At 68.2% G+C, this 26,978-nt stretch carries 21 protein-coding genes; 11 read left to right on the top strand and 10 right to left on the bottom strand.

All coding sequences use genetic code 11. The features are described from left to right. Positions 1-113: 113 nt before the first annotated feature. Entirely contained in the window at positions 114-2,351 is a 2,238-nt protein-coding gene (locus ACLB90_RS16625) for a TonB-dependent siderophore receptor (protein WP_411850500.1), read from the bottom strand. Positions 2,352-2,678: 327 nt separating this feature from the next. Here ACLB90_RS16625 and ACLB90_RS16630 point away from each other — a divergent pair, with 327 nt between their 5' ends. After that, positions 2,679-3,908: an aminotransferase class V-fold PLP-dependent enzyme gene (locus tag ACLB90_RS16630; RefSeq protein ID WP_411850501.1), complete on the top strand. Its 1,230-nt coding sequence runs from the start codon at positions 2,679-2,681 to the stop codon at positions 3,906-3,908. A 6-nt stretch (positions 3,909-3,914) separates the two neighbouring features. On the opposite strand, the gene ACLB90_RS16635 is transcribed toward ACLB90_RS16630, so the two are convergent. The 4 genes from ACLB90_RS16635 to ACLB90_RS16650 form a co-directional block, all read right to left on the bottom strand. Then, positions 3,915-4,316, bottom strand: coding sequence for a DUF4124 domain-containing protein (locus ACLB90_RS16635; protein ID WP_411850502.1), 402 nt, complete (start codon positions 4,314-4,316; stop codon positions 3,915-3,917). Positions 4,317-4,414: 98 nt separating this feature from the next. Continuing rightward, entirely contained in the window at positions 4,415-5,707 is a 1,293-nt protein-coding gene (locus tag ACLB90_RS16640) for a DUF445 domain-containing protein (RefSeq protein WP_411850503.1), read from the bottom strand. A 328-nt stretch (positions 5,708-6,035) separates the two neighbouring features. Next, positions 6,036-6,911: a plasmid replication/partition related protein gene (locus tag ACLB90_RS16645; RefSeq protein ID WP_411850504.1), complete on the bottom strand. Its 876-nt coding sequence runs from the start codon at positions 6,909-6,911 to the stop codon at positions 6,036-6,038. Between the two features lie 91 nt (positions 6,912-7,002). Continuing rightward, positions 7,003-8,355: an aspartate aminotransferase family protein gene (locus ACLB90_RS16650; protein ID WP_411850505.1), complete on the bottom strand. Its 1,353-nt coding sequence runs from the start codon at positions 8,353-8,355 to the stop codon at positions 7,003-7,005. Between the two features lie 112 nt (positions 8,356-8,467). Here ACLB90_RS16650 and ACLB90_RS16655 point away from each other — a divergent pair, with 112 nt between their 5' ends. Beyond that, entirely contained in the window at positions 8,468-9,970 is a 1,503-nt protein-coding gene (locus ACLB90_RS16655) for an aldehyde dehydrogenase (RefSeq protein ID WP_411850506.1), read from the top strand. A gap of 106 nt (positions 9,971-10,076) precedes the next feature. Continuing rightward, entirely contained in the window at positions 10,077-11,351 is a 1,275-nt protein-coding gene (locus ACLB90_RS16660) for an MFS transporter (RefSeq protein ID WP_411850507.1), read from the top strand. Here the strand turns inward: ACLB90_RS16660 and ACLB90_RS16665 are convergent, their stop codons facing one another. The 3 genes from ACLB90_RS16665 to ACLB90_RS16675 form a co-directional block, all read right to left on the bottom strand. Further along, a complete protein-coding gene (locus ACLB90_RS16665) occupies positions 11,352-11,813 on the bottom strand; it encodes a bacteriohemerythrin (RefSeq protein ID WP_411850508.1) in 462 nt (153 codons plus the stop codon). It abuts the gene before it with no gap. A gap of 70 nt (positions 11,814-11,883) precedes the next feature. Further along, positions 11,884-13,236, bottom strand: coding sequence for a diguanylate cyclase (locus ACLB90_RS16670; protein ID WP_411850509.1), 1,353 nt, complete (start codon positions 13,234-13,236; stop codon positions 11,884-11,886). A 118-nt stretch (positions 13,237-13,354) separates the two neighbouring features. Then, a complete protein-coding gene (locus ACLB90_RS16675; protein ID WP_411850510.1) occupies positions 13,355-14,941 on the bottom strand; it encodes an MASE1 domain-containing protein in 1,587 nt (528 codons plus the stop codon). Between the two features lie 254 nt (positions 14,942-15,195). Between ACLB90_RS16675 and ACLB90_RS16680 the strand changes: the two genes are divergently transcribed. Continuing rightward, positions 15,196-15,723: a hypothetical protein gene (locus tag ACLB90_RS16680; RefSeq protein ID WP_411850511.1), complete on the top strand. Its 528-nt coding sequence runs from the start codon at positions 15,196-15,198 to the stop codon at positions 15,721-15,723. Positions 15,724-15,802: 79 nt separating this feature from the next. Here the strand turns inward: ACLB90_RS16680 and ACLB90_RS16685 are convergent, their stop codons facing one another. Beyond that, positions 15,803-17,326 carry an MASE1 domain-containing protein gene (locus ACLB90_RS16685; RefSeq protein WP_411850512.1) on the bottom strand — a complete coding sequence of 508 codons (1,524 nt, stop codon included), beginning with the start codon at positions 17,324-17,326 and terminating at the stop codon, positions 15,803-15,805. Between the two features lie 291 nt (positions 17,327-17,617). Further along, entirely contained in the window at positions 17,618-18,904 is a 1,287-nt protein-coding gene (locus tag ACLB90_RS16690) for an NAD(P)/FAD-dependent oxidoreductase (RefSeq protein WP_411850513.1), read from the bottom strand. 142 nt (positions 18,905-19,046) lie between these two features. On the opposite strand from ACLB90_RS16690, the gene ACLB90_RS16695 reads away from it, so the two are divergent. The 7 genes from ACLB90_RS16695 to ACLB90_RS16725 all read left to right on the top strand — a co-directional run bounded on the left by ACLB90_RS16695 (position 19,047) and on the right by ACLB90_RS16725 (position 26,952). Next, positions 19,047-19,805, top strand: a complete 759-nt coding sequence (locus ACLB90_RS16695) for a gamma-glutamyl-gamma-aminobutyrate hydrolase family protein (protein WP_411850514.1) — start codon at positions 19,047-19,049, stop codon at positions 19,803-19,805. After that, a complete protein-coding gene (locus ACLB90_RS16700; RefSeq protein ID WP_411850515.1) occupies positions 19,802-21,199 on the top strand; it encodes a glutamine synthetase family protein in 1,398 nt (465 codons plus the stop codon). The genes ACLB90_RS16695 and ACLB90_RS16700 overlap by 4 nt, the downstream gene beginning before the upstream one ends. Before the next feature lie 135 nt (positions 21,200-21,334). Then, on the top strand, positions 21,335-22,438 hold the full coding sequence (locus ACLB90_RS16705; protein WP_411850516.1) for a polyamine ABC transporter substrate-binding protein: 1,104 nt from the start codon (positions 21,335-21,337) through the stop codon (positions 22,436-22,438). Positions 22,439-22,566: 128 nt separating this feature from the next. Next, positions 22,567-23,700, top strand: coding sequence for an ABC transporter ATP-binding protein (locus ACLB90_RS16710; RefSeq protein WP_411850517.1), 1,134 nt, complete (start codon positions 22,567-22,569; stop codon positions 23,698-23,700). Further along, a complete protein-coding gene (locus ACLB90_RS16715) occupies positions 23,697-24,608 on the top strand; it encodes an ABC transporter permease subunit (protein ID WP_411850518.1) in 912 nt (303 codons plus the stop codon). Before ACLB90_RS16710 ends, ACLB90_RS16715 begins: the two co-directional genes overlap by 4 nt. Then, a complete protein-coding gene (locus ACLB90_RS16720) occupies positions 24,605-25,450 on the top strand; it encodes an ABC transporter permease subunit (protein WP_411850519.1) in 846 nt (281 codons plus the stop codon). Before ACLB90_RS16715 ends, ACLB90_RS16720 begins: the two co-directional genes overlap by 4 nt. 137 nt (positions 25,451-25,587) lie before the next feature. After that, on the top strand, positions 25,588-26,952 hold the full coding sequence (locus ACLB90_RS16725) for an NAD-dependent succinate-semialdehyde dehydrogenase (RefSeq protein WP_411850520.1): 1,365 nt from the start codon (positions 25,588-25,590) through the stop codon (positions 26,950-26,952). Positions 26,953-26,978 lie beyond the last annotated feature (26 nt).

Genomic DNA, 26,978 nt, shown 5'->3' on the forward strand with positions numbered 1-26,978 from the left:
AGTCGAACAACGGGCATCACCGGCCGCAGCCGGTGACAGGAAAAGGTGGCCATCCGTGGCCGGGGCGGCGCCATACCGGCACGGGGCCGGCAGGTCCGCGTCCAATGCAGCGGTTACAGCTTCCAGCGCAGGGTCAGCCGCACATTGCGCGGTTCGCCCCAGTAAATGCCGTCGTAGAAACCGACATTGCTGTAGTACTTCTTGTCCAGCAGGTTGTTGATGTTGAGCTGCGCCGAGAAGTTCTCGTTGAACTGGTAGCCGGCGAACGCGCTGACCAGGAAGAATGCGTCCTGGGTGATCGGCGACTTGTAGGTCTTGCCGCTGGTGAGGTAGTCGGCCGCAGGGCGGTTGGTCATGCGCCAGATCTCGCTCTGCCAGGTCACGCCGCCGCCGAGCGACAGCGCGTTCCAGACCCCGCCGGGCCGCCAGCTGGTGTTGAGCCGGAAGGTGTTCACCGGGGTGGAGGTGTTCTGGCGCACGCCCTGCTGGTTGCGGATGGTGGTGTGGGCGTAGCCGGCCGACAGGCTCCAGTGCTCGGTGAGGTTGCCCTGCGCTTCCAGTTCCCAGCCCTTGACCTTGTTGCCCTTGCCGGTGGAACGGTAGGCGGTGCTGCCATCCGGCAGCGAACCCTCCGGTACCGAATCATCCACCTCGGCGACGTTGTCCTTCAAGCCCTTGAACACCGCCGCGGAGGTGTTCAGGCGCCCGCCGAAGAACTCGCCCTTGACGCCGGCTTCCCACATGTCGCCGACCACCGGCTCCAGGTAGCTGTTGTTCTTGTCGCGGTAGTTCTGCGGCTGGAAGATGTCGGTGTAGCTGACATAGGCGCTGAAGTCGCCGCCGAAGTCGTAGATCAGGCCCGCGTAGGGGGTCAGCGAATCGTCGGGCTTGTAGCCGCCACGACGGGCGCCGGTGAGGGTGCCGGCGCTGTCGTGGTCGTAGGTCCAGCTGCGCGTTTCCCAGCTGCCGTAGCGCGCGCCCAGCACGGCCATCAGCGGGTCGGCCAGCTGCAGGCGGGTGGCGATGTAGGCGGCGCGCTGCTTCAGCTCGTCCTGCGACTGCAGCCAGTGGTAGCGGGTGACATCCAGCGGGGCGACATCGCCGGTCCAGTGCCGCCAGTCCGGCACCGTGTCGTAGCCGGTGGGGTAGTCGATGTCGGAGGCGTCCGGCACCTCGCCCTTGCGCACCGACTGGCCGAGACCGACCACCAGTTCGTGCTCGCGGCCGAACAGCTGGAACGGGCCGCCGGCATTGAGGTCGAACACCTGCATGTCGCCGCGCTCGCCGAAGGCACCGATGTAGGCGACCACGCCGCTGCCATCCGGGCGCGGATAGCCGGCGGCGCCGTACCAGACGTTGCCTTCGGTTTCGCGCTTGGAGCGCGTGTAGCTGCCCTTGATCGACCAGCCATCGCCCAGCTGCTGTTCGATGCGGGCGAACGCGGACTTCTCCACGATCGGCCAGCTGCTCCAGCGTGCCGACAGATTGGTCGAGCGCGGCAGGTTGGCCGGCTGGCCATCCACCCCCCAGTACGGCACCACACCCCAGGTGACGCCCGTGGTTTCCGGCGACTGGTATTCGTAGCCGGCTTCCAGCAGGGTGGTGTCGGTCAGGTCGGCCTGCACGATCGCGTAGAAGACGTCCTTGTCCAGGTGGTACACATCGCGGAACGAGTCGCTCTGCTGCTTGGCCGCAACCACGCGGGCGCGTACCCGGCCGTCCAGCGCGATCGGACCGCCCAGGTCAACCTCCATGCGCTGGTTGCCCCAGCGGCCGAGGGTGAGGTTGGCGCTCATCGCCACGGTATCGGTCGGGCGCTTGCGCACCATGTTGATGGTGCCGGACGGGTCGCCGGCGCCGGTGGTCAGGCCGGTGGCGCCGCGCACCACTTCGATGCGCTCGTAGATCACGCTGTCGGTGTTGGTCTTGATGTAGCCACCGAAGGTGTTGAGCATCCCATCGACCTGGAAATTGGTGATGTTGTAGCCACGCGACACATAGTTGATGCGCTCGCTGTCGGTGACCGCCACATGCACGCCGGTCACCTGGCCCATCACATCGGACAGGGCGAACAGGCCCATGTCGTCCAGCCGCTGGCGGGTGACCACCGTGACCGACTGCGGGGTGTGGCGCAGCGACAGGTCCAGCCGGGTCGCGGTACGTGCCTGCTTGACCGTGTAGGAATCCGGGATGTCGCCCTTGGCGGTGACCTTGACCGCGTCCAGCGTGGTGGCGTCATCGGCCGGGGCGGTGTCGGCACGGGCCTGCAGTGCGGGCAGGGCGAGCGCGGCAACCAGGGCGAGGGCCAGCAGGGACGGGCGGGGCAACGGCGAAGCGGGCGTAGCGATCATGGTAGCGGCGGTTCCAGGCGTAAAAGGTGTCAGGCAATCCATTGCGGGCCACGCCTTGCGCGGTGCACGCGACAACGTGATGGAGCAGGCACGCCTGCATCGCCCGTCTTGCCGCTGCCGGGCACGGGGACGCTGCCGTTGGCGGCACACCCGGGGACGGAAGCGAATGGGGGTGGGGCAGTACACGGGGCGAAGCCAGCCGGTGCGCATCGCGCGGCACTGGCCCGGTGGGCTGGGCGTACAACCAGTGCGTGAATGATAGTCATTATCATTTCGTTCGACAAGCGTTATCAATTCGTTCGATCGCAACGCTGCGATACTGGGCCGATGGACCCTTGCGAATGGCTCGACCGTGCCGACCTGCCAGACCCCGCCGGGCGCACGCCCGACGACCTGGCCGGCGATGACGCCTGGTGGCAGCAGGTGCAGGCGCTGTACGACCTGGACGATGCGGTGGTGATGCTCGACAACGGGTACTGGGGCGCGATGGCGCGGCCGGTGCTGCAGGCCTACCAGGCCTGGACCGGGCGGGTGAACGCGGGCAATGCCTGGTTTGGCCGGCGCGCGTTTCCGCCGCTGCTGGAGCAGGCACGCACGCAGGTGGCGCGGATGCTCGGCGTGGATCCCGATGAAATCGTGATCACGCGCGGCGCGACCGAAGCGATGCAGGTGCTGATTGCCGGCTACCGCCGGCTCGCGCCGGGCGACACGGTGATGCATGCCGATATCGACTACGACAGCATGATCACCGCGATGCAGTGGCTGGGCGAGCGGCGCGGCGTGCGCAGCGTCGCGATCACGATGCCGGAGCCGTTCACCCACGCGGCGGTGGTGGAGACCTATCGCCAGGCGCTGGCCGCGCACCCGCGCACGCGGCTGCTGCTGCTGACCCACGTCAACCATCGCAACGGCATGCTGCTGCAGGTCGCCGACATCGTCGCGCTGGCCCATGCCGCTGGCGTGGATGTGCTGCTGGATGCGGCACACGGCATCGGCCAGGTCGATACCACGCTGCCGGCGCTGGGCGTGGCGTTTGCCGGGATCAATCTGCACAAATGGATCGGCGCCCCGGTCGGGCTGGGGGCGGTGTACATCCGCCGCGACCGCATCGACGACGTTGCGCCTTACCTGGGCGAGCACGACGACGGCCGCATCGACGCGCGGGTCCACACCGGCACGCTCAACTTCGCCGCGTGCCTGGCCCTGCCCACGGCGCTGGCGCTGCATGCGCGGATCGGCGTGGCCAACAAGCGGGCGCGGCTGCTGCGGCTGCGCAACCAGTGGCTGGATGCGCTGCGCGGGGACGACCGCATCGAACTGCTGGCCTCGCCGGACCCGCGCCTGTCCAGCGCCATCGCCGCGTTCCGCGTACGCGGACAGACCACGATGGCGGCCAACACCGCCATCGCCGAACGCATGCTGCACGGGTCCGGCGTGTTCGTGGTGCCGCGCGAAGGTCTGGCGTCGGGCGCCTGCCTGCGGGTGACGCCGGGCATCTTCACCCCGCCGGCGCAGATCGAGGCGCTGGTGGCCGCAGTGCGTGCCGCGGCCGGTTGAGCGTCGTCAGCGCGCCGCGCAGGCCTGGCGTACCGCGTCGTTGATGCGCTGCGGGGCCTTCTGCCCGCTGAGGGTTTCGGCCAGCTCGCGGCGGAACCGCAGCTCCTCGCATTTCTCCGGATCGGCGGCGCCATCGATCACCGTGCCGCGGATCGGCGCGGCCGTGCGGCCGGCGTCGGCCTGCATGCGACGGCGCGCGTCGTACAGCTCGCGCTGCGCGCGGCTGCGCTCTTCCCAGCTGAGCTTGGGGTCCTTGATGATCGGCCGGGTCACGCCGGTGTCCTGGTCGGCCGGGCAGGGCACCGACTGGTAGATGGTCTGTCCGTTGGCCGCGCATTTGTAGATGCGCCCGGCCTCGGCGTTGCCCGCCAGCGCGCACAGCGCCAGCAGCACGATGGTGTTGCGCATGGATCCCCCCAGGCAGGCCACTCCGGCCCTGAATGCGCCGCAGAATACGTGAGCTGCGACACAAAAACACCCGGTCAAAGCGTCAAGTGCGCCGTTCTCTACCAGTGCAGCCAGACGGTCAGGGCGTGCAGCAGCAGGCCGATCAGGCCGCCCACCAGCGTGCCGTTGAAGCGGATGAACTGCAGGTCGCGGCCCACGCTCAGTTCCAGCTGTTCGACCAGGTGGCGCTCGTCCCAGCCTTTCACGGTCTGGGCGATGTGCTGGGTGACGCCCTCGCGCAGGCGGCTGGTGAGCCGTTCGGCGCCGTCCATCAGATGCTGGTTGAGCGCCTCGCGCAGGGCCGGATCGTCCTGCAGCGACTGCCCGACCGCGGCGAGGCTGCGGCGCAGGTGGCCGGCGAGCGCCGAGTCCTCGCTGGCCAGGTCGTCGCGCAGGCTGGCGTGGATGCGTGCCCACAGACCCTGCACGTAGTCCTGCACGGCCGGGTGGTCGATCACCTGCTGCTTGAGTTCCTCGACCCGCGCGGCCAGTGCCGGATCGGTACGCAGGCGCTGGATGTATTCGCCCAGCCAGATCTCGTAGTCGCGCCGCAGCGGATGTTCCGGCTGCGCCAGGATCTGCTGCAGCTCGGCCAGCACCGCATGCGCGAGCCGCTCGGCCAGGCTGTCGCCGATCTCATCGATGGGTTTGACCCAGTTGACCGTGCTGGCCAGCTTGGGCCACTCGCGCTGGATGTAGCGCACGATCAGTGCCGACGCGCGCTGCTTGACCGCCTCGTTGCCCAGCCAGTCGCCGACCCGGTTCAGGCCCTCGTCCAGCACCCGTTGGTGCCGGTTGTCGGCGGTCAGCAGGCCGAGCAGTTCGCCGGCGGTGGCGGCCGCGTTCCAGTGCCGCAGCTGCTGGATCACGAAGCTCTGGATGCTGCGCCGCACCGCCGCCTCGTCGAGGAAGTCCAGGGCCTGCAGCGCCCAGCCGCGTGCCATGTCGGCCAGCATCCGCGCCCGCGCGGGTTCGGCCAGCCAACTGCCCAGCCGGCTGGCCGGATCGAACACCTGCAGCCGCGCCAACAGCGCCTGCGGTTCCAGGAACTGGTCGCGCACGAACACCGCCAGGCTGTCGGCGATGCGGTCCTTGCTGTGCGGGATGATGGCCGTATGCGGAATCGGCAGCCCCAGCGGGCGGCGGAACAGCGCCACCACCGCGAACCAGTCGGCCAGCGCACCCACCGCCGCCGCCTCGCAGAATGCGCCCACCCACGCCCAGGCGCCGCGCTCGCCCATCCAGTGGCTGAGCACGAAGCCGGCGAGCATGGCCAGCAGCATCGCCAGCGCGATCAGTTTCAGGCGGCGCAACTGGCCGCGGCGCGGGTCGGGCGTTGAAAGGGGTGTCATCCGGGCAGTCTACCCAACCGCAGCGCATCCATTCCTGAAACCGTCCACGCCTCGATCAGCCGCCCACCACGGCAATACCGCCCGCTGGCCGGCACCGCGCAAGCCACGGTAGTGCCGGCCGCTGGCCGGCAACCCCCAGTTCACCGTAGTGCCGGCCGCTGGCCGGCAACCCCCAGTCCCCCGTAGTGCCGGCCGCTGGCCGGCAACCCCCAGTCCCCCGTAGTGCCGGCCGCTGGCCGGCAACCCCCAGTCCACCGTAGTGCCGGCCGCTGGCCGGCAATGCCCAGTCCACCGTAGTGCCGGCCGCTGGCCGGCAACCCAATAACCCTCAGGCCTCAGCCAACTGCCTGCGCAGTGCAGCCAACTGCTGGCGCAGGGTGTCGTTCTCCAGCGTCAGCGCGATCACCCGCTGGCGCAGCTCGGCCGGGCCTTCACCCAGCGCGGTGAGCGCCTCGGCGATCTCGGCCGCACGGCCCGGGTCGGCATCCGCATCATCGTCGGCGCTGTGCAGCACCTCCTGTACCGGCTTGCGCGGTTTGCGCTTGGCCTCGCGCACACGCTTGGCGGCCTGCTTCAGCTCGTCCTTGCCGGCAGCGGCGGCGGCGCGCTGTTCGTCTTCCGGCAGCGCGGCCACAGCCGCAGCGGCGCTGATCGAGATCACGCCGGTCTTCACCGCTTCCACCAGTTCCGGCGCGGCCTGCTTGTGGATGCGTTCGATCATCGTGACCTGGCTGTTGCTCAGGCGCGCTTCGCGGGCCATCTCGGCACGGCTCACCTTCGGCGCCGGCGCCCACGGCGGGCTGTCGGCATCGTCGGCAGCGTCGTCGGCAGTGGCCGTGCCATCGCTCTCCTTCTGCAGCTGCGCCTGCTCCAGGCGGTGCCGCTCGGCCAGGATGTCGCGCTTGCGCAGCGCCAGCACGCCGCGCTGGAAGTCCGAGACGCTGCGGCGGCCCAGATGCTGTTCGATCATCCACAGGTGCACGTCGTCCATCGACTGGAAGCGGGTGTTCTGCACGGTCTGGAACGGCAGGTCGTGCTTGCGGCAGATGCCGTAGCGGTTGTGGCCGTCCACCAGCACATCGCCCCACAGCACCAGCGCATCGCGGCAGCCTTCGGCCAGGATGCTGCGCTCCAGCGCGTCGTGCTCCTCGGCGGTCAGCGGGTCGATATAGGCCTTGAGTTCTTCTTTGACGACAATGTCCATGCAATCCGATACGCGAGCCAAACGTGACCGACCATTGTAGTGCCGGTCGCCGGCCGGCACCTGATCGACATGAACCGCGCCGGGCTTGACATCAGCCGGTGGCGCGGATCACCTCGCCCAGAATGTCCACGATGCGGTCGATCTGCGGCTTGTCGATGATCAGCGGTGGCGACAGGGCGATCACGTCGCCGGTGCAGCGCACCAGCAGTTGACCATCGCGGAAGCAGCGTTCAAACACATCGTAGCCGCGGCTGCCGGGGGCGTCCTTGCGCGGCGCCAGTTCAACCGCGCCGATCAGGCCGAACGTGCGGATGTCGATCACGTGGGGCAGGCCGCGCAGGCCGTGCAGGCGGGTCTGCCAGTACTCGCCCAGTTCGATCGCGCGCTGGAACAGGTGCTCCTCGGCATAGGTGTCCAGCGCCGCCAGCGCCGCCGCGCACGCCAGCGGGTGGCCGGAATAGGTATAGCCGTGGAAGAACTCGATGGCGGCCGGCGGGCCCTGCATGAAGGCGGCATGGATCGCGTCGCTGGCCAGCACCGCGCCCATCGGCACCGCCCCGTTGGTGAGGCCCTTGGCCATCGTCAGCAGGTCCGGGGTGACCCCGAACCGCTGCGCGGCGAAGGCGTTGCCGACCCGGCCGAAACCGGTGATCACCTCATCGAACACCAGCAGGATGCCGTGCTGGTCGCAGATCTCGCGCAGCCGCTGCAGGTAGCCCGGGGCCGGCAGGATCACGCCGGCCGACCCGGCAATCGGTTCGACGAAGACGGCGGCGATGGTGGACGCATCGTGCAGCGCGATCAGCCGCTCCAGGTCCTCGGCCAGTTCGGCGCCATGCCGGGGCAGGCCGGGGCTGAACGCATTGCGCTCCAGGTCCAGGGTATGGCGCAGGAAATCGCTGCCGGCCAGCAGTGGGCCGAAGGTCTTGCGGTTGTTGGGCAGGCCGCCGATCGACAGGCCGCCGAAGCCCACGCCGTGATAGGCCTTCTCGCGGCCGATGAAGCGGGTGCGCTGCCCCTCGCCGCGCAGGCGGTGGTAGGCCAGCGCGATCTTCATCGCGGTGTCCACCGCTTCGGAGCCTGAGTTGGTGAAGAACGCATGGTTCAGCGTTGCCGGTGCCAGGGCCGCCAGGCGCCCGGCCAGCACGAACGGCAGCGGCGAGCCCATCTGGAAGGGCGGCGCGAAGTCCAGCGTGGCCGCCTGCTGCTGGATCGCCTGCACGATCCGCGGCCGGGCATGGCCGGCGTTGCAGCACCACAGCCCGGCGGCGCCGTCCAGGATCGGGCGGTCGTCGACATCGTGGTAGTACATGCCCTCGGCCCGCACCAGCAGGCGCGGCGCCGCCTTGAACTGGCGGTTGGCGGTGAACGGCATCCAGTACGCGTCCAGATCGGCCGGTACCTGGCGGGACAGCGCGCTCAGTGACGATTCGGAACGAGGCATGGCGGCTCCGCAGGGTCGTGATGGTCACGACTTTATCGCAGTCGCATCACGGCGTGCCGTGAGGGCGACCGGTATAACCCCGGTAGCCGACCGATCGAACGAGGAGCCCTCGATGACCGCCGCACGCACCCGCGCCGACTGGCAGCGCCAGGCCGATGGCCTGCACATTCCCGACCAGGCCTTCATCGACGGGCGCTACGTCGACGCCGCCAGCGGCGCACGCTATGCCTGCATCAGTCCGATCGATGGCCGCGTGCTGGCGCAGGTTGTCGATGCCGACCACCTCGACGTGGACCGCGCCGTGGCGGCGGCGCGGCGCAGCTTCGAGGCCGGCCACTGGTCGCGGGCGGCCCCGGCGCAGCGTAAACAGGTACTGCTGCGGCTGGCGGACCTGGTCGAGCGCCACGCCGACGAACTGGCGCTGCTGGAGACCCTGGACATGGGCAAGCCGGTGCGGGACGCGCGCCAGGGCGATCTGGCGGGCGTGCTGCGCTGCCTGCGCTGGACCGCCGAGGCGGTGGACAAGGTTTACGGCGAGGTGGCGCCGACGCCGCTGGATACGCTGGGCCTGATCACCCGCGAGCCGATCGGCGTGGTGGCGGCGATCGTGCCGTGGAACTTCCCGCTGCTGATGGCGTGCTGGAAAATCGCCCCGGCCCTGGCCGCCGGCAATTCGGTGGTGCTCAAGCCCTCCGAGCGCTCGCCGCTGAGCGCGTTGCGGCTGGCGGCGCTGGTGGCCGAGGCCGGCGTGCCCGACGGGGTGTTCAACGTGCTGCCCGGTCACGGGCAGCGTACCGGCGAGCCGCTGGCGCTGCACATGGACGTGGATGCGCTCGCGTTCACCGGCTCCACCGCGGTCGGCCGGCGGCTGCTGCAGTGCGCGGGGCAGTCCAACCTCAAACGCACCTGGCTGGAATGCGGCGGCAAGAGCCCGAACCTGGTGTTCGCCGATGCACCGGACCTGGACACGGCCGCACAGGCGGCCGCCACCGCGATCTTCTACAACCAGGGCGAGGTGTGCACGGCCGGCTCGCGGCTGCTGGTCCAACGCACGATCAAGGACGCCTTCGTGGCGCGGGTGCTGGCCTACGGGCGGCACATGCAGCCGCAGCATCCGTTCGAGCCGGACGCCGCGATGGGCGCGCTGGTCGACGACGCCCACGCCGGCCGCGTGCTTGACTACGTGGCGCGTGGCGAAGCCGAGGGCGGCCGCCTGCTGCTGGGCGGCAAGCGCGTGAACGTGGTGGCGGGCGGCAGCTATGTCGAGCCCACCGTGTTCGACGAGGTTGATCCGCAGCACACCATCGCCCGCGAGGAGATCTTCGGTCCGGTGCTCGCGGTGATTCCGTTCGATCATGAGGACGATGCACTGCGGCTGGCCAACGACACGGTCTACGGGTTGGCGGCGGGCGTGTGGACGCGCGACCTCGGCCGCGCGCACCGGGTGGCACGCGGCCTGCGTGCGGGCAGCGTCTGGGTCAACCAGTGGGATGGTGGCGACATGACCGCGCCGTTCGGCGGCTACAGGCAGTCCGGCATCGGTCGCGACAAGTCTTTGCATGCCTTCGACAAGTACACCGAACTGAAGGCCACCTGGATCCACCTGGGGGCGTGAACACCCGCGGCGGGCGTCGGCGGCGGACAGTCACGTCTGCAACCATCGTCCCGCCGCGGGCAACGGCCGTGGCAGAATCCGGCAGCTGCCTCTTTCCGTGTGCCCGATGTCGACTCCTGCCGCACCTGCCGTCAATTCGCCCCGCCGTGTGCTGCTGGCCAGCCTGATCGGCACCACCATCGAGTTCTTCGATTTCTACATCTACGCCACGGCGGCGGTGCTGGTGTTCCCGCACCTGTTCTTCCCCGACAGCAGCGATGGCGCAGCCCTGCTGCAGTCGCTGGCGACCTTTGCGGTGGCCTTCATCGCGCGTCCGGTCGGCTCGGCGGTGTTCGGCCACTACGGCGACCGCATCGGCCGCAAGGCCACGCTGGTCGCCGCGCTGCTCACGATGGGCGTGTCCACGGTGCTGATCGGGGTGCTGCCCACGCATGCCAGCATCGGCCTGTGGGCGCCGGCGCTGCTGGCGCTGTGCCGGTTCGGCCAGGGCCTGGGGCTGGGCGGGGAGTGGGGCGGGGCGGTGCTGCTGGCCACCGAGAACGCACCGCCGGGCAAGCGCGCCTGGTACGGCATGTTCCCGCAGCTGGGCGCGCCGCTGGGCTTCCTGCTGTCGGCCGGCGTGTTCCTGCTGCTCGGCCGCGCGATGAGCGATGCCGACTTCCTGCAGTGGGGCTGGCGGGTGCCGTTCCTGGCCAGCTCGCTGCTGGTTGCGGTCGGGCTGTGGGTGCGCCTGAACATCCACGAGACGCCGCAGTTCCAGGCCGCGCTGGACCGCAATGAACGGGTGCGCCTGCCGATGTGGACGGTGATCACCGCGCATCCGATGACGCTGCTGCTGGGCACGCTCGGGGCGTTCGCCACCTTCGTGCTGTTCTACCTGATGACCGTGTTCACCCTCGGCTACGGCACGACCGTGCTGCACTATGCGCGCGAGGACTTCCTGCTGCTGCAGATGGCCGGCATCCTGTTCTTCGCCGCCGGCATCCCGTTGTCCGCGCGCTACGGCGACCGCTGGGGCACGCGTCGCACGATGATTGTTGCCAGTGGGCTGATCCTGGCGTTCGGCGTGCTGTTCGCGCCGCTGTTCCAGGCCGGCAGCCCGTGGATGGTGCTGGCCTTCCTGTCGCTGGGGCTGTTCCTGATGGGCCTGACCTACGGCCCCTGCGGCACGTTCCTGGCGGAGATCTATCCGGTGCAGGTGCGCTACACCGGTGCCTCGCTGTCGTTCAACCTGGCCGGCATTCTCGGCGCGGCGCCGGCACCGTACGTTGCCACCTGGCTGGCCGAACGTTTCGGGCTGGTGGCGGTGGGCTACTACCTCTGCCTGACCGCTCTGGTCACCATCGTGGCGCTGCTGGCGATGGGCCGGCGCGCGCGCTGATCAGCGGAAGAACCGCTTCAGCGTGCGGCCCAGCCAGCTGCCCTGCTGGTGCTCGCGGGCGAACTGGTTGAGGTGCTGCTTGACCTGCGGCGCATAGGCCTTGTCGTCGCCGCGGATGTGGTTGAACAGCCAGCGCGACAGCATCGTGCGCAGTTCGTCGGTGATGTCCTCCCCGGCCTGGAAACGCAGCCGGTACTCGGCCACGCGCTTGCCGAAGATTTCGTGCACGCGCTTGTGCGCGGCGCAGAACGGATAGCCGGCTTCCTCCATCAGCTCTTCCTCGAACGCGAAGTGCGACATGGTGTAGTCCACCAGCTCGTCGATCACCTCGGCCACCGCCAGCCGCTCCAGGCTCTTCTGCGCGACATGCAGGTGGTTGAGCATCTCCACGATGCGCATGTGCTGGTGGTCGATGACCTCGATCCCGATGTTGAGATCGTCCTGCCAGACCAGAAGTGCCATGATGCGTTCCCTGTGCTTTTCAACTGGGCACGACTCTAGGCACGACGCGGCCGGGCCGCGTTGATCTCGATCAAGGCGCCAGCGCGGGTTCGAGCACGCGGGCGCTGGCGCTGGTGGCCACGGTCGTGCAGTTGACCCGGTTGCGACCACCGGCCTTGGCCAGGTAGAGCTGCCGGTCGGCTTCGGAAATCAGCCGGTGCAGCGAGTCGCGCTGCGGACGCAGGCAGCACAGACCGATGCTGACCGTCATGCGCAGGGTGGTCTCGCCCAGGTTCACCTCCAGTGCGGCGATCGCCTGGCGCAGGCCCTCGAAGTAGGTCATCGCCTCGTCCTGGTCCAGCCCCGGCACCAGCAGGCAGAACTCCTCCCCACCGAACCGGGCGATCAGGTCCTGGTCGCGCGCGTGCGCGGCCACGGCGGCGGCCACGGCGCGCAGCGCATCGTCGCCGGCCTCGTGGCCGTGGGTGTCGTTGATGTGTTTGAAATGGTCGATATCGATCATCGCCACGGCCACCTGTTCGCCGTCCAGATGCAGCTGCGGCAGTTGCCGCTGGCTCTGTTCCAGGAAGCAGCGGCGGTTGGGCAGCCCGGTGAGGAAATCGCGCGTGGCCAGGTCCTGCAGGGTGCCGATCAGTTCCAGCTGGTCCACGTTCTGCGAGACGCGGCAGAAGAACTCCTCGCGCGAGAATGGCTTGCGCAGGAAGTCGTTGGCGCCGTTCTTGAGGAAGCGCGGAATCAGCGACGGGTCGGTGTTGCCGGAAATGCCGATCACCGCGACCTTGTCGCGCGACCTCAGCGTGCGCAGGCGGCGGGTGAATTCCACCCCTTCCATGCCCGGCATTTCCTGGTCCACCACCGCCAGGCGGATCGCCGGGTGCGCTTCGATCGCCTTCAGGCCTTCGGCACCGTCGGCGGCTTCGTACACATCGTGGCCGTACATGCGCAGCAGGGAGGCGGCGTACATCCGTGCCGACAACGAGTCGTCCACCACCAGCGCGGCGATGCGCCGGTTGCGCTCCAGGCGCTGCACCAGCCACACCAGGTAGTCGATGCTGCCGGGCGTGTTCTTCAGCACGTAATCGATGATCTGCTGCTGCAGCACGCGCTTGCGCAGGTCTTCGTCGTACACCCCGCTGACCACCACCGTGGGCAGCCCGCGCGAGAGGAAGAACTCCACCACCCCATCACGGTCGCCATCGGCCAGCACCAGGCCGGTCAGGACCAGGAACCAGCCCTGTTCCTCGTCCAGCAACCGGCCTGCCTCGGCCAGGCTGGTGGCCACCGACACCGGCAGCTCCAGCCGCTGCTCGATCGCCTCGCGCAGCATGCTCGTGAACGTGCGCGAGTTTTCCACCAGCAGGATCCGCTGGGGCAAAGCATCACCGGGGCCGCTGTCGAAAGCGCCCTGCAACAGTGCCGGCATGAGGCGTACGCTCGGAGTCGAGTGGGTCGGCAGGGATAGCGGCCATTTCATATGAAACTTTAGGCACGCCTGCCGGCCGGCGGAAGTGGCCAACGGTCGCAGCGTGGCGCGCCGCGGGTCAATGGCCCACCACGGTGCTGCTCCTGGCCGGCGCAGCGACCGGCATCTCCAGCAGGACCAGCCGGACCCGGTTGCCGCGGCACTGCACCACGCCGCCGTAGGCCAGCGCGCGTGCGGTCAACCGCGTGGCAAGCAGGGCGGTGGTCGGCTCGGACAGATGCCGCCGGGTGTCCAGCAGTGCCACCGACAGGAAGATGCCGCGCCGCCTTCGCAGGTGGCCGCAGCGCGCACGGAGAAGGAGCTGCCCGGTTTCGTGTTCGAGCAGCAGCGACACCGCATCGGTCAACGTGCGGTAGGCGGCCAGCTGCAGGCCGACCGTCAACTGGCAGGGGTCGCCGGCCAATCGTGGCCGGGCGATGCGGTGGGTCTGGTCCCACGCCTCGCGAACGCCGCCGGTCTGCAGTGCCAGGTACAGCCCGAGCTGTTCGAGCGCGGTGGGATAGACCATGCTGGCCAGCGCGCGGAACTCGCGCGAATGCGCGGCGGAGGTCTGTTCGAGCCGGCTGGCCGCGTCGTGGTGGCCATGCGCCTTCAGCCAGTCCATGACGTCGCCAAGCGAGAGGTCCATTCCCTCGCCGATCCGGCGCAGGTGCAGCGCCCGGTCGCGCAGCTCCATCTCGCTGGCCATCAGCGAGCTGCGGGTCGAGGCGACCACCCTGCGCTCATCGACGTCGCGCGAACGATGCTGGCGGCGGTAATGGCTGATGATGGACCCCAGTGCCAGCAACGCGATGCTGATGACCGCCATGCTCTGCTGCATGGCAAATGTCGCTGCATCGAAGGAGCCCGGCGTGCCGGTGCTGGGCGTGGTGAAGTGGACCAGCAGCGTCAGCAGCGGCACACCGATCGCGGCGCCACGCCACCCATGCAGGCAGGTCAAGGCGATGGCCGGCAAGGCCATCAGCAGCAGTACACCGGTCCGTGCCCCGCCGGCGCCGGGCGGGGTGAGCGTGGAGGCCAGCGCAAGTGCGCCCATCACCACCATCAACGCGACCGTGGGCACCACCAGCCGCGGGTTCCAACCGGGCGCAAGGTGTCGCCGTGACCAGAGCAGGGCGAGTGGGGCGAGGGCCAGAATGGCGAGAAAGTCGCCGAGGGCGTAGCGTATCGCGGTCGCTGTCCACGGGGTGGTGGGGGGCGTCGGCCAGAGCAGGTAGGGAAGGGCGACCTTCAGCATCGTGGCCACGGCGGCGGCGCCGGCGGCCACCGGGAGCAGCCACGCCTCCGAGGGGGACCGCATCCAGCGACGGTGCAGGTAAACGACCAGCGCCACGGCCGGCATCAGGGAGGCCGAGCCCAGTACGACCCACGGCAGCCCGTAGCCGTCGATCATCGGGATGCGCATGTGGGCGAAGTACGCGTACTCCCCCAGAATCAGGTATCCCCACAGGCGTGGCGGACAGAGCAGCAGGGCGGCGACGCGAATGCCGGCAGGCAGGTAGAACTGGTCCAGCGAATACTGGCGCGCGGTCCAGCAGGCCAGGGCATACAGCACGGCAAGGGCCATTCCCGTCGGCTGGAAGTGAAGGCGCAGTTGCAGGCCGTTGTTCCACCAGTCCAGCCCCACATCGTCCCTGCGGTTCATATCAGGCCGGTACCGGGTTCATGCGGCGATCCATCGAGGCGCGTGGCTTGTCCGCAGGGGACAGTAGCGACATAACGGCGTGCGTGCAATGCGGGGCTGCAGTACGCGCCGTGTGCCCGGCGGTTATGTCGCCATCGTCCCGCGCGGCCACCCACCCTGTCCCGGTATATGCCCGCCACCACGCGCCCGGGGCCGGATATCCGGCCTCGGCATTGGCGCCTGGCGGTCCCGATGCATATGCTGGGCACGTCGCTATGCTTCACGATCCGCAGCGTAGTGCGGCGACAATGCTGTTTTCATGGATGCTGTTCGTCATTCTCAATAAGGAGGTGCCTGTGCGATTTTCCCGCTCTCATGGTGTGGTATTGAGTCTAGCTCTGCTTTCCCTTCCGGCAATTGGCATGGCAAGTTGCTGTCTTGACGACGGAAACGGAAAGCCCTTGGCGAAAAGCGGATTGGGGGAATCCCTTCCGGTCGCGGAGAATCTGAGCCTCAACCCGAATTGGCTTGTGTACGGTTTCGAGCGCGATGGCATTGCGTATTACCAGGTCAACGATCTTGCCGGCCAGGTGCGCGTGATCGTCGGCCACGCCGGCGATCAGTTCTGGACGTTGCCTGCCGGCCGGATCGCGGCGCGGACGTCGTTGCCGTCGCGTCGCCTGGCGGTGCCGGCGGCGGCGGTGCGGTACGTGGTGTACCAGCAGGCGGACTTCGCGCTCGTCGTCTACGGTGACGGCGCCAATGCCGTGTGGTCGGTGGAGCCGACCGGACAGGGCCGTTGACCGGCGCGTAATCCAGCGCACGGTGCCGCGGGTGGCCACGGTCACCCGCGGCGTTGACTGCCCGGCCCGGACGGTTGGATCAGGCAGGATTGTAGTGCGACGTCTCGTACCGGGGCGCCGTCCTGCCGTGAACCGGCGGGGTGGCCGCCTCCATCAGCACCATGCGGATGCGGTTTCCGCGGCACTGCACGGTGCCGCCATAGGCCAGCGGGCGGGCGGTCAACCGCTCGAGCGCCATCGTCTCGGTCTCCCCGGAGAGCGGACGGTGCCTGTCCAGCAGCGCCACGCTGACCAGAATGCCGCGTTGCCCACCCCACTGGCCGCAGCGTGCGCTGACGCGGATCTGCCCATATTCGTTCCTGAGCAGCAGCGATACCGCCTCGGTCAACGTGCGGTACGTCGCCAGCTGGAGGCCCACGCTCATCTGGCAGGGGTCGCCGGTAAGGTGTGATGCGACCACGCGATGGCTGGTGTCCCAGGCCTCGCGGATGCCGCCGGCCTGCAGCACCAGATACAGCCCAACCTGCTCCAATGCGGTGGGATAGACCATGCTGGTCTTCTCACGGAACTGGCGGGAGTGGGCTGCGGACGCATCCAGCAGCCTGGCTGCCGGCTCGTTGTGACCGTGCACGCGCAGCAGCGCGACGGCTTCGGTGATGGAATCCTCGATGTTGTCGGCAATGCGCCGGAGGTCGAGCGCGCGCTCACGCAGATCCATTTCATTGGCCAGGTGCGCATTGCGGGACACCGACACCGCGTGTTCCCCATCGCGCGCCCGGGCGGCGTACTGATGGTAGTAGTGGGTAATGCGCGAGCCCAGCACGAGCAGGGCGGTACAGGCCACCGCGATGAGCTGCTGGGTCATGAAGGTGCGCGCGTCGTAGGAACCGGGCAGGCCGGTGCTCGGCGTGGTCGCGTTGATGATGAGGTTGAGCAGCGATACGCCGATGGCCGCCCCGCGCCAGCCGTGCATGCAGGTCAGCACGATGACCGGCAGTGCCATCAGCAGCTGGAGGCTGGTCTTGGCGGCGGCCGATGCTTCCGGCAGCAGCGCGGCGAACACCCCGATCGCCAGCAGTGAAGCCAGCGATGCGACCGTGGCCGGACGGCGCCACACGTTCCAGTCGTAGGAGGTGCTGCGCCTGGCCCAGAGCAGCGCAAGCGGGGCGAGCGTCAGAATCCCGATGTAATCGCCCAGCGCATACCGTAAGGCGCTGGTGAGGAACGGGTTGGCCGGTGGGATCGGCCATAGGAGATGGGACAGGCTGAGCTTGATCAGCGCGGTGAGTACGGCTGCACAGGCGGCCACGGAGAGCAGCCATGTTTCCGAGGTGACCTGCATTCGGCGGCGATGCAGCTGGACCACCAGCGCCACGGCCGGCATCAGGCACGCCGAGCCCAGTACGACCCAGGCCAGGCCGTACTTGTCGATCATCGGGATACGTACCTGGGCGAAATAGGCGTATTCGCCGAGGATGAGATAGGCCCACAGGCGCGGCGGGCACACCAGCAGCGCGGCGACACGAACGCCGGCCGTCAGATTGAACTGGTCAATGGAATACTGGCGTGCTGCCCAGCAGACGAGGGCATATACCGCGGCCAAGGCAAGGCCAACGGGCCGAATGCGCAGGTTCAGTTGAAGTCCGTTTCTCCACCAATCCAATCGTGCGACTCCCCTGCGTGTCGTATGAAGCCGCTATTCCGTCGCGGCGGAAAATCCATCCGGGCAGCACTCCCTCAAGACGGGACAGTATCGGCAGATTCCAGCGGTTGCAATCACGAGGTGAAATTACCTGCGTTTTTGTGAAGTGAATCGTGCGTTGCCGTGTGAAATGTGACGTAATCATCAGTATGTAAGCGTGAATGAATTGACGCATTTCACATTCACATCGGATCACCACAACGCGTCGCGCAATTTGTACCAGGACATCGCCGCCACCAGCAGCGGGGTGCGCAGCGCACGGCCCCCCGGGAACCGGCGGTGCGGAATGCGGGCAAATACGTCCAGCCGCTCCGCCTGCCCGGCAATGGCCTCGGCCAGGACCACGCCGGCCAGCCCGGCGGCCGCCACGCCGTGGCCGGAGAATCCCTGCGCGTAGTACACGTTTGGGTCCAGGCGGCCCCAGTCCGGCGCACGGTTGCGGGTGATGTCGATCAGGCCGCCCCAGACGTACTCCATGCCCACATCGGCAAGCTGCGGGAACACCTGGTGCATGCGCCGCGTCATCACGCCGCGCAGGCCCGGCGGCGGCAGTGCGGAGTAGCTGGCCCGCCCGCCGAACAGTAGCCGGTGGTCGTGGCTGAGGCGGAAGTAGTCCAGCGCCCAGCTCACGTCGGCCACCGCCATGTCGTTGCGGATCAGGGCCTGGGCGCGTGCCTGGCCCAGCACCTGCGAGGCGCCGATATAGGTTCCCACCGGCATGATGCGGGCTTCCTGCGCCGGTGCGATGCCCTGCAGCAGTGCATTGCCGGCAATCACCACGTGGGCGGCGCTGACACTGCCTGCCGCGGTGTGCAGCCGCGGGCGCGCGCCGCGTTCGAGCCGCAGCACCGTGGAGTGCTCATGGATGACCGCGCCGGCGCATGCCGCTGCGCGTGCCAGGCCCTGGGCATAGGCCAGCGGGTGCAGGTGGCCGCTGGCGGGATCGAACATCGCCCCGCGGTAGCGCGGGCTGTCCAGCTGCTGCTGGAGCTGGCTGCGGTCCCACCACTGCAGCGGGTAGTCGTAGCGTTCGGCCAGCGCGATCAGGCCCGCGCGAAGCGCACGTTCCTGGCGCGCTTTGATCGGCACGCTCGCATGGCCATCGCGCCAGTCGCACTGGATCTGATGGCGCTGCAGGCGATCGCGCAGCAGGCGCATGCCGTCACGGGAGAAGTCGAACAGCAGGCGGGCGTCGTCAGGGCCGACCAGCCGCTCCAGCGTCTCCACTTCGCAGCCGTAGCCGACGATGGCCTGACCGCCGTTGCGCCCGGACGCTCCCCAGCCCACCCGCTGCGCTTCGAGCACGATTACCCGGTAGCCGCGCTCGGCCAGCGCCAGGGCGGCGGACAGGCCGGTATAGCCGGCGCCGAGCACGCACACGTCGGCGACGTGGTCGCCGCGCAGCGGCGCATGCACGGCCACGTCCGGCACGCTGTCGGCGTACCAGCTCGGTGCATGCGCGACGGCGGTGCTGCTCATGCGCGGCACCGGCAGGGAATGGCGGGGGCGTCAATCATGCGCACAGCATGCCAGCAACGCCGGCAATGCACCGTGGAGGGCCGCGCTTGCGTGGCCCGCGCGCGCGGGCGTACCGTGCAGCCAGGTCATCCGAGCACGTTGCATGGACCCGTCACCCTGGGTCGGGCTGCCTACCGACAGCCTGCTGCTCGGCCATCACCGGTTCGCGATGGCGGGCGAAAAATACGTGCAGGCGCTGGTCCAGGCGGCCGGCGTGGTGCCGGTGCTGCTGCCCAGCCTGCAACCGCCACTGCCAGCGGGGCCCTGGCTGGACCGGCTGCAGGGGCTGCTGTTGACCGGCGCGGTCAGCAACATCGAACCCCGCCACTACGATGGCCCGCCGTCGTGGCCTGGCAACCCGCACGACCCGGCGCGCGATGCCAATGCATTCGCACTGCTGCAGGCGGCGCTGTCGCGCGACCTGCCGGTGCTGGCGATCTGCCGGGGCTTCCAGGAGCTCAATGTCGCGCTGGGTGGCAGCCTGCACCCACGGGTGCAGGCGGTGCCGGGCATGCTCGATCATCGCGAAGACCCCACCGCCACGGTGGACGTACAGTACGGCCCGGCCCACAGCGTCGCGCTCACGCCGGGCGGCTGGCTGGCCGGATGGGCCGGCGCGGACACGGCGAGGGTCAATTCGGTGCACGGGCAGGGCATCGACCGGCTCGCGCCGGGGCTGCAGGTCGAGGCGCGGGCGCCGGATGGGTTGATCGAGGCCGCGCGCAGTTCCGCGCATCGATTCGTCCTCGGCGTACAGTGGCACCCGGAATGGCGCGTCGCCACCGATGCGTTCTATCACGGTATTTTCCATGCCTTCGGCGATGCTTGTCGCCGCTACTCCTCTACAGCAGACCGGTCATGACCACCCGAACGCGCTCGCGCAAGAAATCCGCCACGCCGCCCGTCCCGCAGGAGAGCGTGCTGCTGCGCTGGCTGAAGGACCGGCGCATCACCGAGGTGGAGTGCCTGGTGCCGGACATCACCGGCAATGCGCGCGGCAAGATCATTCCGGCCGACAAGTTTTCCCACGATTACGGTACGCGACTGCCCGAGGGCATCTTCGCCACCACCGTCACCGGCGAGTTCCCGGACGACTACTACGAACTGACCTCGCCGTCGGATTCGGACATGATCCTGCGCCCGGACCCGGACACCGTGCGCATGGTGCCGTGGGCCACCGATCCCACCGCGCAGGTGATCCACGACTGCTACACCAAGACCGGCCAACCGCACGAGCTGGCCCCGCGCAACGTGCTGCGGCGGGTGCTGGATGGCTATACCGCGCTGGGCCTGCGCCCGGTGGTGGCGCCCGAGCTGGAATTCTTCCTGGTGCAGAAGAACACCGACCCGGACTTCCCGCTGCTGCCCCCTGCCGGTCGCTCGGGGCGCCCGGAGACCGCACGCCAGTCCTATTCCATCGATGCGGTCAACGAGTTCGATCCCATCCTGGACCTGATGTACGACTACTGCGATGCGATGAAGCTGGACGTGGACACGCTGATCCACGAATCCGGCGCGGCGCAGCTGGAAGTCAATTTCACCCACGCCGATGCGATGGACCTGGCCGACCAGGTGTTCCTGTTCAAGCGCACCATGCGCGAGGCGGCGATGCGCCACGGGGTGTATGCCACCTTCCTGGCCAAGCCGATGGAGACCGAGCCGGGCAGCGCCATGCACATCCACCAGAGCCTGATACGGATCAGCGACGGCCACAACGTGTTCAGCGGCGACAACGGCGGCGAGGACTTCAGCCCGATCTTCGGCCACTACCTGGCGGGCCTGCAGAAGTACGTGCCGATGGCGATGGCGTTCTTCGCACCCAACGTGAACTCGTACCGTCGGCTGGTGTTCGGCGAGGTGTCGCCGAGCAATGTGCACTGGGGCTTCGACAACCGCACCTGCGGGCTGCGCGTGCCGATGGATACGCCGGAGAACATGCGCGTGGAGAGCCGCTTCGCCGGCTCGGACGCCAACCCGTACCTGGCGATGGCCGCGACCCTGGCTGCCGGCCTGCTCGGCATCCGCGAGCAGGGCTCGCCGACCGCGCCGATCGGCGGCAGCGCCAAGGAGCTGGGCTACGACCTGCCGCGCTCGCTGGGCGAGGCGCTGGACGGGCTGGAGGGCTGCCCGGAACTGCGCGAAATGCTCGGCGAGCGCTTCTGCCGGGCCTATGTCTCGGTCAAGCGCAAGGAGTACGAGACCTTCTTCCGGGTGATCAGTTCGTGGGAGCGCGAGTTCCTGCTGCTCAACGTCTGAGTGCCGCCACGCGCCCGGTGCGGCAAGGCCGTGAGGGCCGCGTGCTGGGAAAATGGGCGCGCGCCCGGTAGGCTGGCACCCGTCTTGCCGGTCCGGCCGGTTCCCCCACCTCGCACCTGACCTGTGGAGAGTCCGATGAAGCTGCGAATCCTCACCCTCGGCATTGCCGTATCCCTGCTCAGCGCCTGTGGCGGTGGCAAGCAGGAAGACGCCAAGGTGCTGAACGTCTACAACTACAGCGATTACATCGCCGAGAACACCATTCCGGATTTCGAGAAGAACACCGGCATCAAGGTGACCTACGATGTGTTCGACAGCGACGAAATGGTCGAAACCAAGCTGCTGGCCGGCGACAGCGGCTACGACGTGGTGGTGCCGACGCTGAACTTCTTCGGGCGCCAGATCAAGGCCGGCGTGTTCCTGCCGCTGGACAAGAGCAAGATCCCGAACCTGGGCAACCTCGACCCGGAGATGATGAAGCGCATCGCCCAGCAGGACCCGGGCAACCAGTACGGCGTGCCGTACATGATCGGCACCACGGGCATCGGCTACAACGTGGAACTGCTCAAGCAGCGCTTCGGGGGCAGCACCGAGATCGCCAACAGCTGGGATCTGGTGTTCAAGCCGGAGAACATCGCCAAGATGAAGGACTGCGGTGTGACCATCCTGGACACCCCGTCGGACATGATCCCGATCGCGCTGCACTACCTGGGCGAAGATCCGCACAGCAACGATCCGGCCACCCTGCAGAAGGCGGCCGCGCTGCTCAAGAGCATCCGCCCGTACGTGCAGAACTTCCACTCCTCGCAGTACGTGGGCTCGCTGGCCAACGGCGGTACCTGCCTGGTGGTCGGCTGGTCCGGTGACATCATCCAGGCCCGCGACCGCGCTGCCGAGGCCGACAACGGCGTGACCGTGGCCTATTCGATCCCGCGCGAAGGCGCCCCGCAGTGGTTCGACATGCTGGCCATCCCCAAGGATGCCAAGCACCCGGAGGCCGCCTACGCCTTCATCAACTACCTGCTCGAACCCAAGGTCGCCGCGGCCAACACCAACTTCATCCACTACGCCAACCCGGTGACCGCGGCCACGCCGCTGGTGGATGCGGCCATCCGCAACGACCCCACTATCTACCCGCCGGCCGACGTGGCCGCCAGGATGTTCACCTACTCGATCAACACCCCGGAAGCGGACAAGCTCTACACGCGGCTGTGGACCGAGGTCAAGACCGGGCGCTGAACCGCCCCCGTCGCGCCCCCTTTACCGCCGGCCCTGTGCCGGCGGTGTCGGTTGCGGCCCATGACGCCGCCGCGACCGTTAAAATGGGATCCTCCCCCCGTCCCGCCGCGCTCCCGGAGCCGCTCCCCATGCCATTAGAAGCCAAGCCGGAAGGCGAGGTCGTGCCGGTCCTCGAACCGGGCTATCTGTCCATCCGCGCGCTGCGCAAGGAGTTCGACGGCTTCGTCGCGCTCGACGACGTCAGCCTGGACGTGAAGAAGGGCGAGATCTTCGCCCTGCTGGGTGGCTCGGGCAGCGGCAAGTCGACCCTGCTGCGCTGCCTGGGTGGCTTCGAGACGCCCACCGCCGGCAGCATCGACCTGGACGGCCAGCGCATCAACGCGCTGCCGCCGTACCAGCGCCCGATCAACATGATGTTCCAGTCCTACGCGCTGTTCCCGCACATGACCGTGGAGCAGAACATCGCCTTCGGCCTGAAACAGGATGGACTGGCACGCGATGCGATCCGCACGCGCGTGGGCGAGATGCTGGAGCTGGTGCAGATGGGCCGGTTGGCCAAGCGCAGGCCGCACCAGCTCTCCGGTGGCCAGCAGCAGCGCGTGGCGCTGGCGCGGTCGCTGGCCAAGGGGCCCAAACTGCTGCTGCTGGACGAGCCGATGGGCGCGCTGGACAAGAAGCTGCGCTCGCAGATGCAGCTGGAACTGGTCAACATCATCGAGACCTCCGGGGTGACCTGCGTGATGGTTACCCACGACCAGGAAGAGGCCATGACGATGGCCACCCGCATCGCGGTGATGGATGCCGGCTGGATCCAGCAGGTCGGCAAGCCGGACGAGATCTACGAGCAGCCCGCCAACCGCTTCGTCGCCGAGTTCATCGGCTCGGTGAACCTGTTCGACGGGGTCATCGACGAGGACCTGCCGGAGTACGTCACCGTGCGCACGCCGCTGTTCCCGGCGCCCATCTACGTGGCCCACGGCATCACCGGGTACGAGGGCCAGCCGGTCGCGTTCGCGCTGCGGCCGGAGAAGGTGATGATCGGCAAGGACGAACCGGACGGCGCCACCAACAAGGCGCAGGGTGTGATCGAGGAGATCGCCTATTTCGGCAGTCATTCGGTGTACCACGTGCGCCTGCCCAGCGGTGCCAAGGTGCTGTCCAACTTCGCCAATTCGCAGCGCTGGGCCAGCGATGGGCTGACCTGGGGCGACAGCGTGTGGGTGCACTGGCGCGACAACGACGGCGTGGTGCTCACCGCATGAACGCCACCGGCTGGAAGCGCTGGCTCCCCGGCACGCGCAGTGGCGTGATCGCCGCGCCTTACTTGTGGCTGCTGCTGTTTTTCGCGGTGCCATTCGTGATCATCCTGATGATCTCGTTCGCGCGCACGCAGGTTGGCTCGCCGCCCTATACCTGGCTGCTGGAATACGTGGACGGGGCGTTCTCGCTCAAGCTCAACCTCGGCAACTACGCCGCGCTGGTCAAGGACAACCAGTACGTGCTGGCGTACCTCAGCTCGATCAAGATCGCGCTGGTCTCCACGCTGCTCACGCTGCTGATCGGCTACCCGATGGCCTACGTGATTTCGCGGATGTCGCCGGCCGCGCGCAACGTGGCGATGATGCTGGTGGTGCTGCCGTCGTGGACCTCGTTCCTGATCCGCGTGTATGCGTGGATCGGCATCCTGGACCGCAACGGCCTGCTCAACCAGTGGTTGATGAAGCTGGGCCTGATCGATGCGCCGCTGCAGATCCTGTACACCCCGACCGCCGCCTACATCGGCATCGTGTACTGCTACCTGCCGTTCATGGTGCTGCCGCTGTACGCCAACCTGGTCAAGCTCGACCACCGCCTGCTGGAGGCCGCCTACGACCTCGGTGCCAAGCCGTGGCGCGCCTTCATGAGCATCACCCTGCCGCTGTCGCGCACCGGCATCGTCGCCGGCTGCATGCTGGTGATGATCCCGGCGGTGGGCGAGTTCGTGATCCCCGAAATGCTCGGCGGGCCGGACACGCTGATGATCGGCCGGGTGTTGTGGGGTGAGTTCTTCAACAACCGCGACTGGCCCACGGCCTCGGCGGTGGCGATCGTGATGCTGGCGCTGCTGCTGGTGCCGATCCTGATCTTCAACCGCTTCCAGCAGCGCGAGCTGGAAGGGAAGCTGTCATGAGCATGGTGCGCGGCAACCGCTGGCTGGGCTGGAGCGTACTGGGGCTGGGTTTTGCGTTCCTGTACCTGCCGATCCTGTTGTTGATGGTCTATTCCTTCAACGCCTCCAAGCTGGCCACGGTGTGGTCGGGCTTCTCCACCCGCTGGTACGGAGAACTGTTCAACAACCGGCAGATCCTGGATGCACTGTGGATCAGCCTGGAAGTGGCGTTCTGGACCGCCACCGCCGCGACCGTGCTGGGCACGATGGCGGCAATGGTGATGACCCGCTTCCGGCAGTTCCCGGGCAAGACGGTGTTCGGCGCGCTGATCACCGCGCCGCTGGTCATGCCCGAGGTCATCCTCGGCTTCTCGCTGATGACCCTGCTGGTGTCGATGGGCGGCATTCCCGGCTTTCCGAGCCGCGGCGTGGTCACGATCTGGATCGCGCATGTCACCTTCACCCTGTCGTTCGTGACGGTGGTGGTGTCCTCGCGCCTGCAGGAGCTGGACCGCTCGCTGGAGGAAGCGGCGATGGACCTGGGCGCGGGGCGTCTGAAGGTGTTCTTCCAGATCACCCTGCCGATCATCGCGCCGGCGCTGGTGGCTGGCTGGCTGCTGGCCTTCACGCTGTCGCTGGACGATGTGGTCATCGCCAGTTTCGTGGCCGGCCCGAACTCCACCACGCTGCCGATGAAGGTGTTCGCCTCGGTGCGCATGGGCATCAAGCCGGAAATCAACGCCCTGGCCACACTGATGGTGCTGGCGGTATCGGTAGCCGCCGTGATCGGCTGGTACATCACCGCGCGCGGTGAGAAGCGCCGCCAGCGCGACCTGCAGATGGCGCTGCAGGACAAGGGCTAGCGCCGGGCGCGGCCCGGGAGGGACGGCCGCCGGCCGCGACGCTGTGTCGCATCCGCGTTGCCGTCCCCGCCAGCTCCGGCAACATCCGGCTCACAGGGGCAGGCGCAGAATGGCGATCTGTCTTCCGGAGTACCACGATGACCGTTGAAATCGTCAATCCCGCGACCGGCCAGGTCACCTACCGCCACGAACTGCTCGATGCCGCCGGGATCGAACAGCGCCTGGCGGCGGCCGCCACCGCCTTCCCGCTGTGGTCGGCGCACTCGCTGCAGGAGCGCGGCGGCATCCTGCGTGGCATCGCCGCACAGCTGCGCGCGCGCAGGGACGATATCCAGCAGGCGATGACCGGTGAAATGGGCAAGCTCAAGGGCGAGGCGCTGGCCGAGATCGAGAAGTGCGCGCAGGCCTGCGAGTACTACGCCGACCACGCCGCCGACTACCTCAAGCCGCAACTGATCGACACCGAGGCGCAGCGCAGCTACGTGCGTTACGAGCCGATCGGCTGCGTGTTCGCGGTGATGCCGTGGAATTTCCCGATCTGGCAGGTATTCCGCTTCCTCGCCCCGGCATTCATGGCCGGCAATGTGGCGCTGCTCAAGCACGCCAGCAACGTGCCGCAGTGCGCCGACCTGATCCTGGCGGTCTGCCGCGACGGTGGCCTGCCCGACGGTGTGTTTGATGTGCTGCACATCGACAACGACCAGGCGGCCGAGGTGCTGCGCGACAGGCGGGTCAAGGCGGTCACGCTGACCGGCAGCGAGCGCGCCGGGCGGTCGATCGCCGCCAATGCCGGTGACCAGCTCAAGAAATGCGTGATGGAACTGGGCGGCAGCGACGCCTTCGTGGTGCTCGACGACGCCGACCTCGACAAGGCCGTTGCGGCGGCGGTGAAGTCGCGGTTCGACAACAGCGGGCAGACCTGCATCGCCGCCAAGCGCTTCGTGGTGGTCGATGCGATCGCCGATGCGTTCGTGGCGAAGTTCGTTGCGGCGGCTGCTGCGCGTGTCTACGGCGATCCGCAGGATGCGAAGACCACCCTGGCGCCGATGGCGCGTGCCGACCTGCGCGATGAGCTGCACAAGCAGGTGCAGGCCAGCGTGGCCAAGGGCGCCACCGTGCTGCTCGGCGGCGAGCCGGTGCCCGGCACGCATGCCGGTTACCCGGCAACAATCCTTGACCATGTGGCGCCGGGGACGCCGGCCTATGACGAGGAACTGTTCGGGCCGGTTGCCGCGATCCTGCGCGTGCGCGACGATGCCGACGCGTTGCGCGTGGCCAATGACACCACCTTCGGCCTTGGCGGCAGCGTGTGGAGCGGTGATCCGGTACGTGGCGAGGCGATTGCCAAGCGGCTCGAGTGCGGCGCCGCGTTCGTCAACGCCATCGTCAAGAGCGACGCGCGCCTGCCGTTCGGTGGCACCAAGCGCTCCGGTTTCGGCCGCGAGCTGGCCGACCACGGCATCCATGAGTTCATGAACATCAAGACGGTCTACGTGGCCTGACAAGGGGTGCCTGGGGGCGGCAGGCA

The sequence above is a fragment of the Stenotrophomonas sp. LGBM10 genome, assembly GCF_046736075.1.
Lineage (GTDB): Bacteria > Pseudomonadota > Gammaproteobacteria > Xanthomonadales > Xanthomonadaceae > Stenotrophomonas.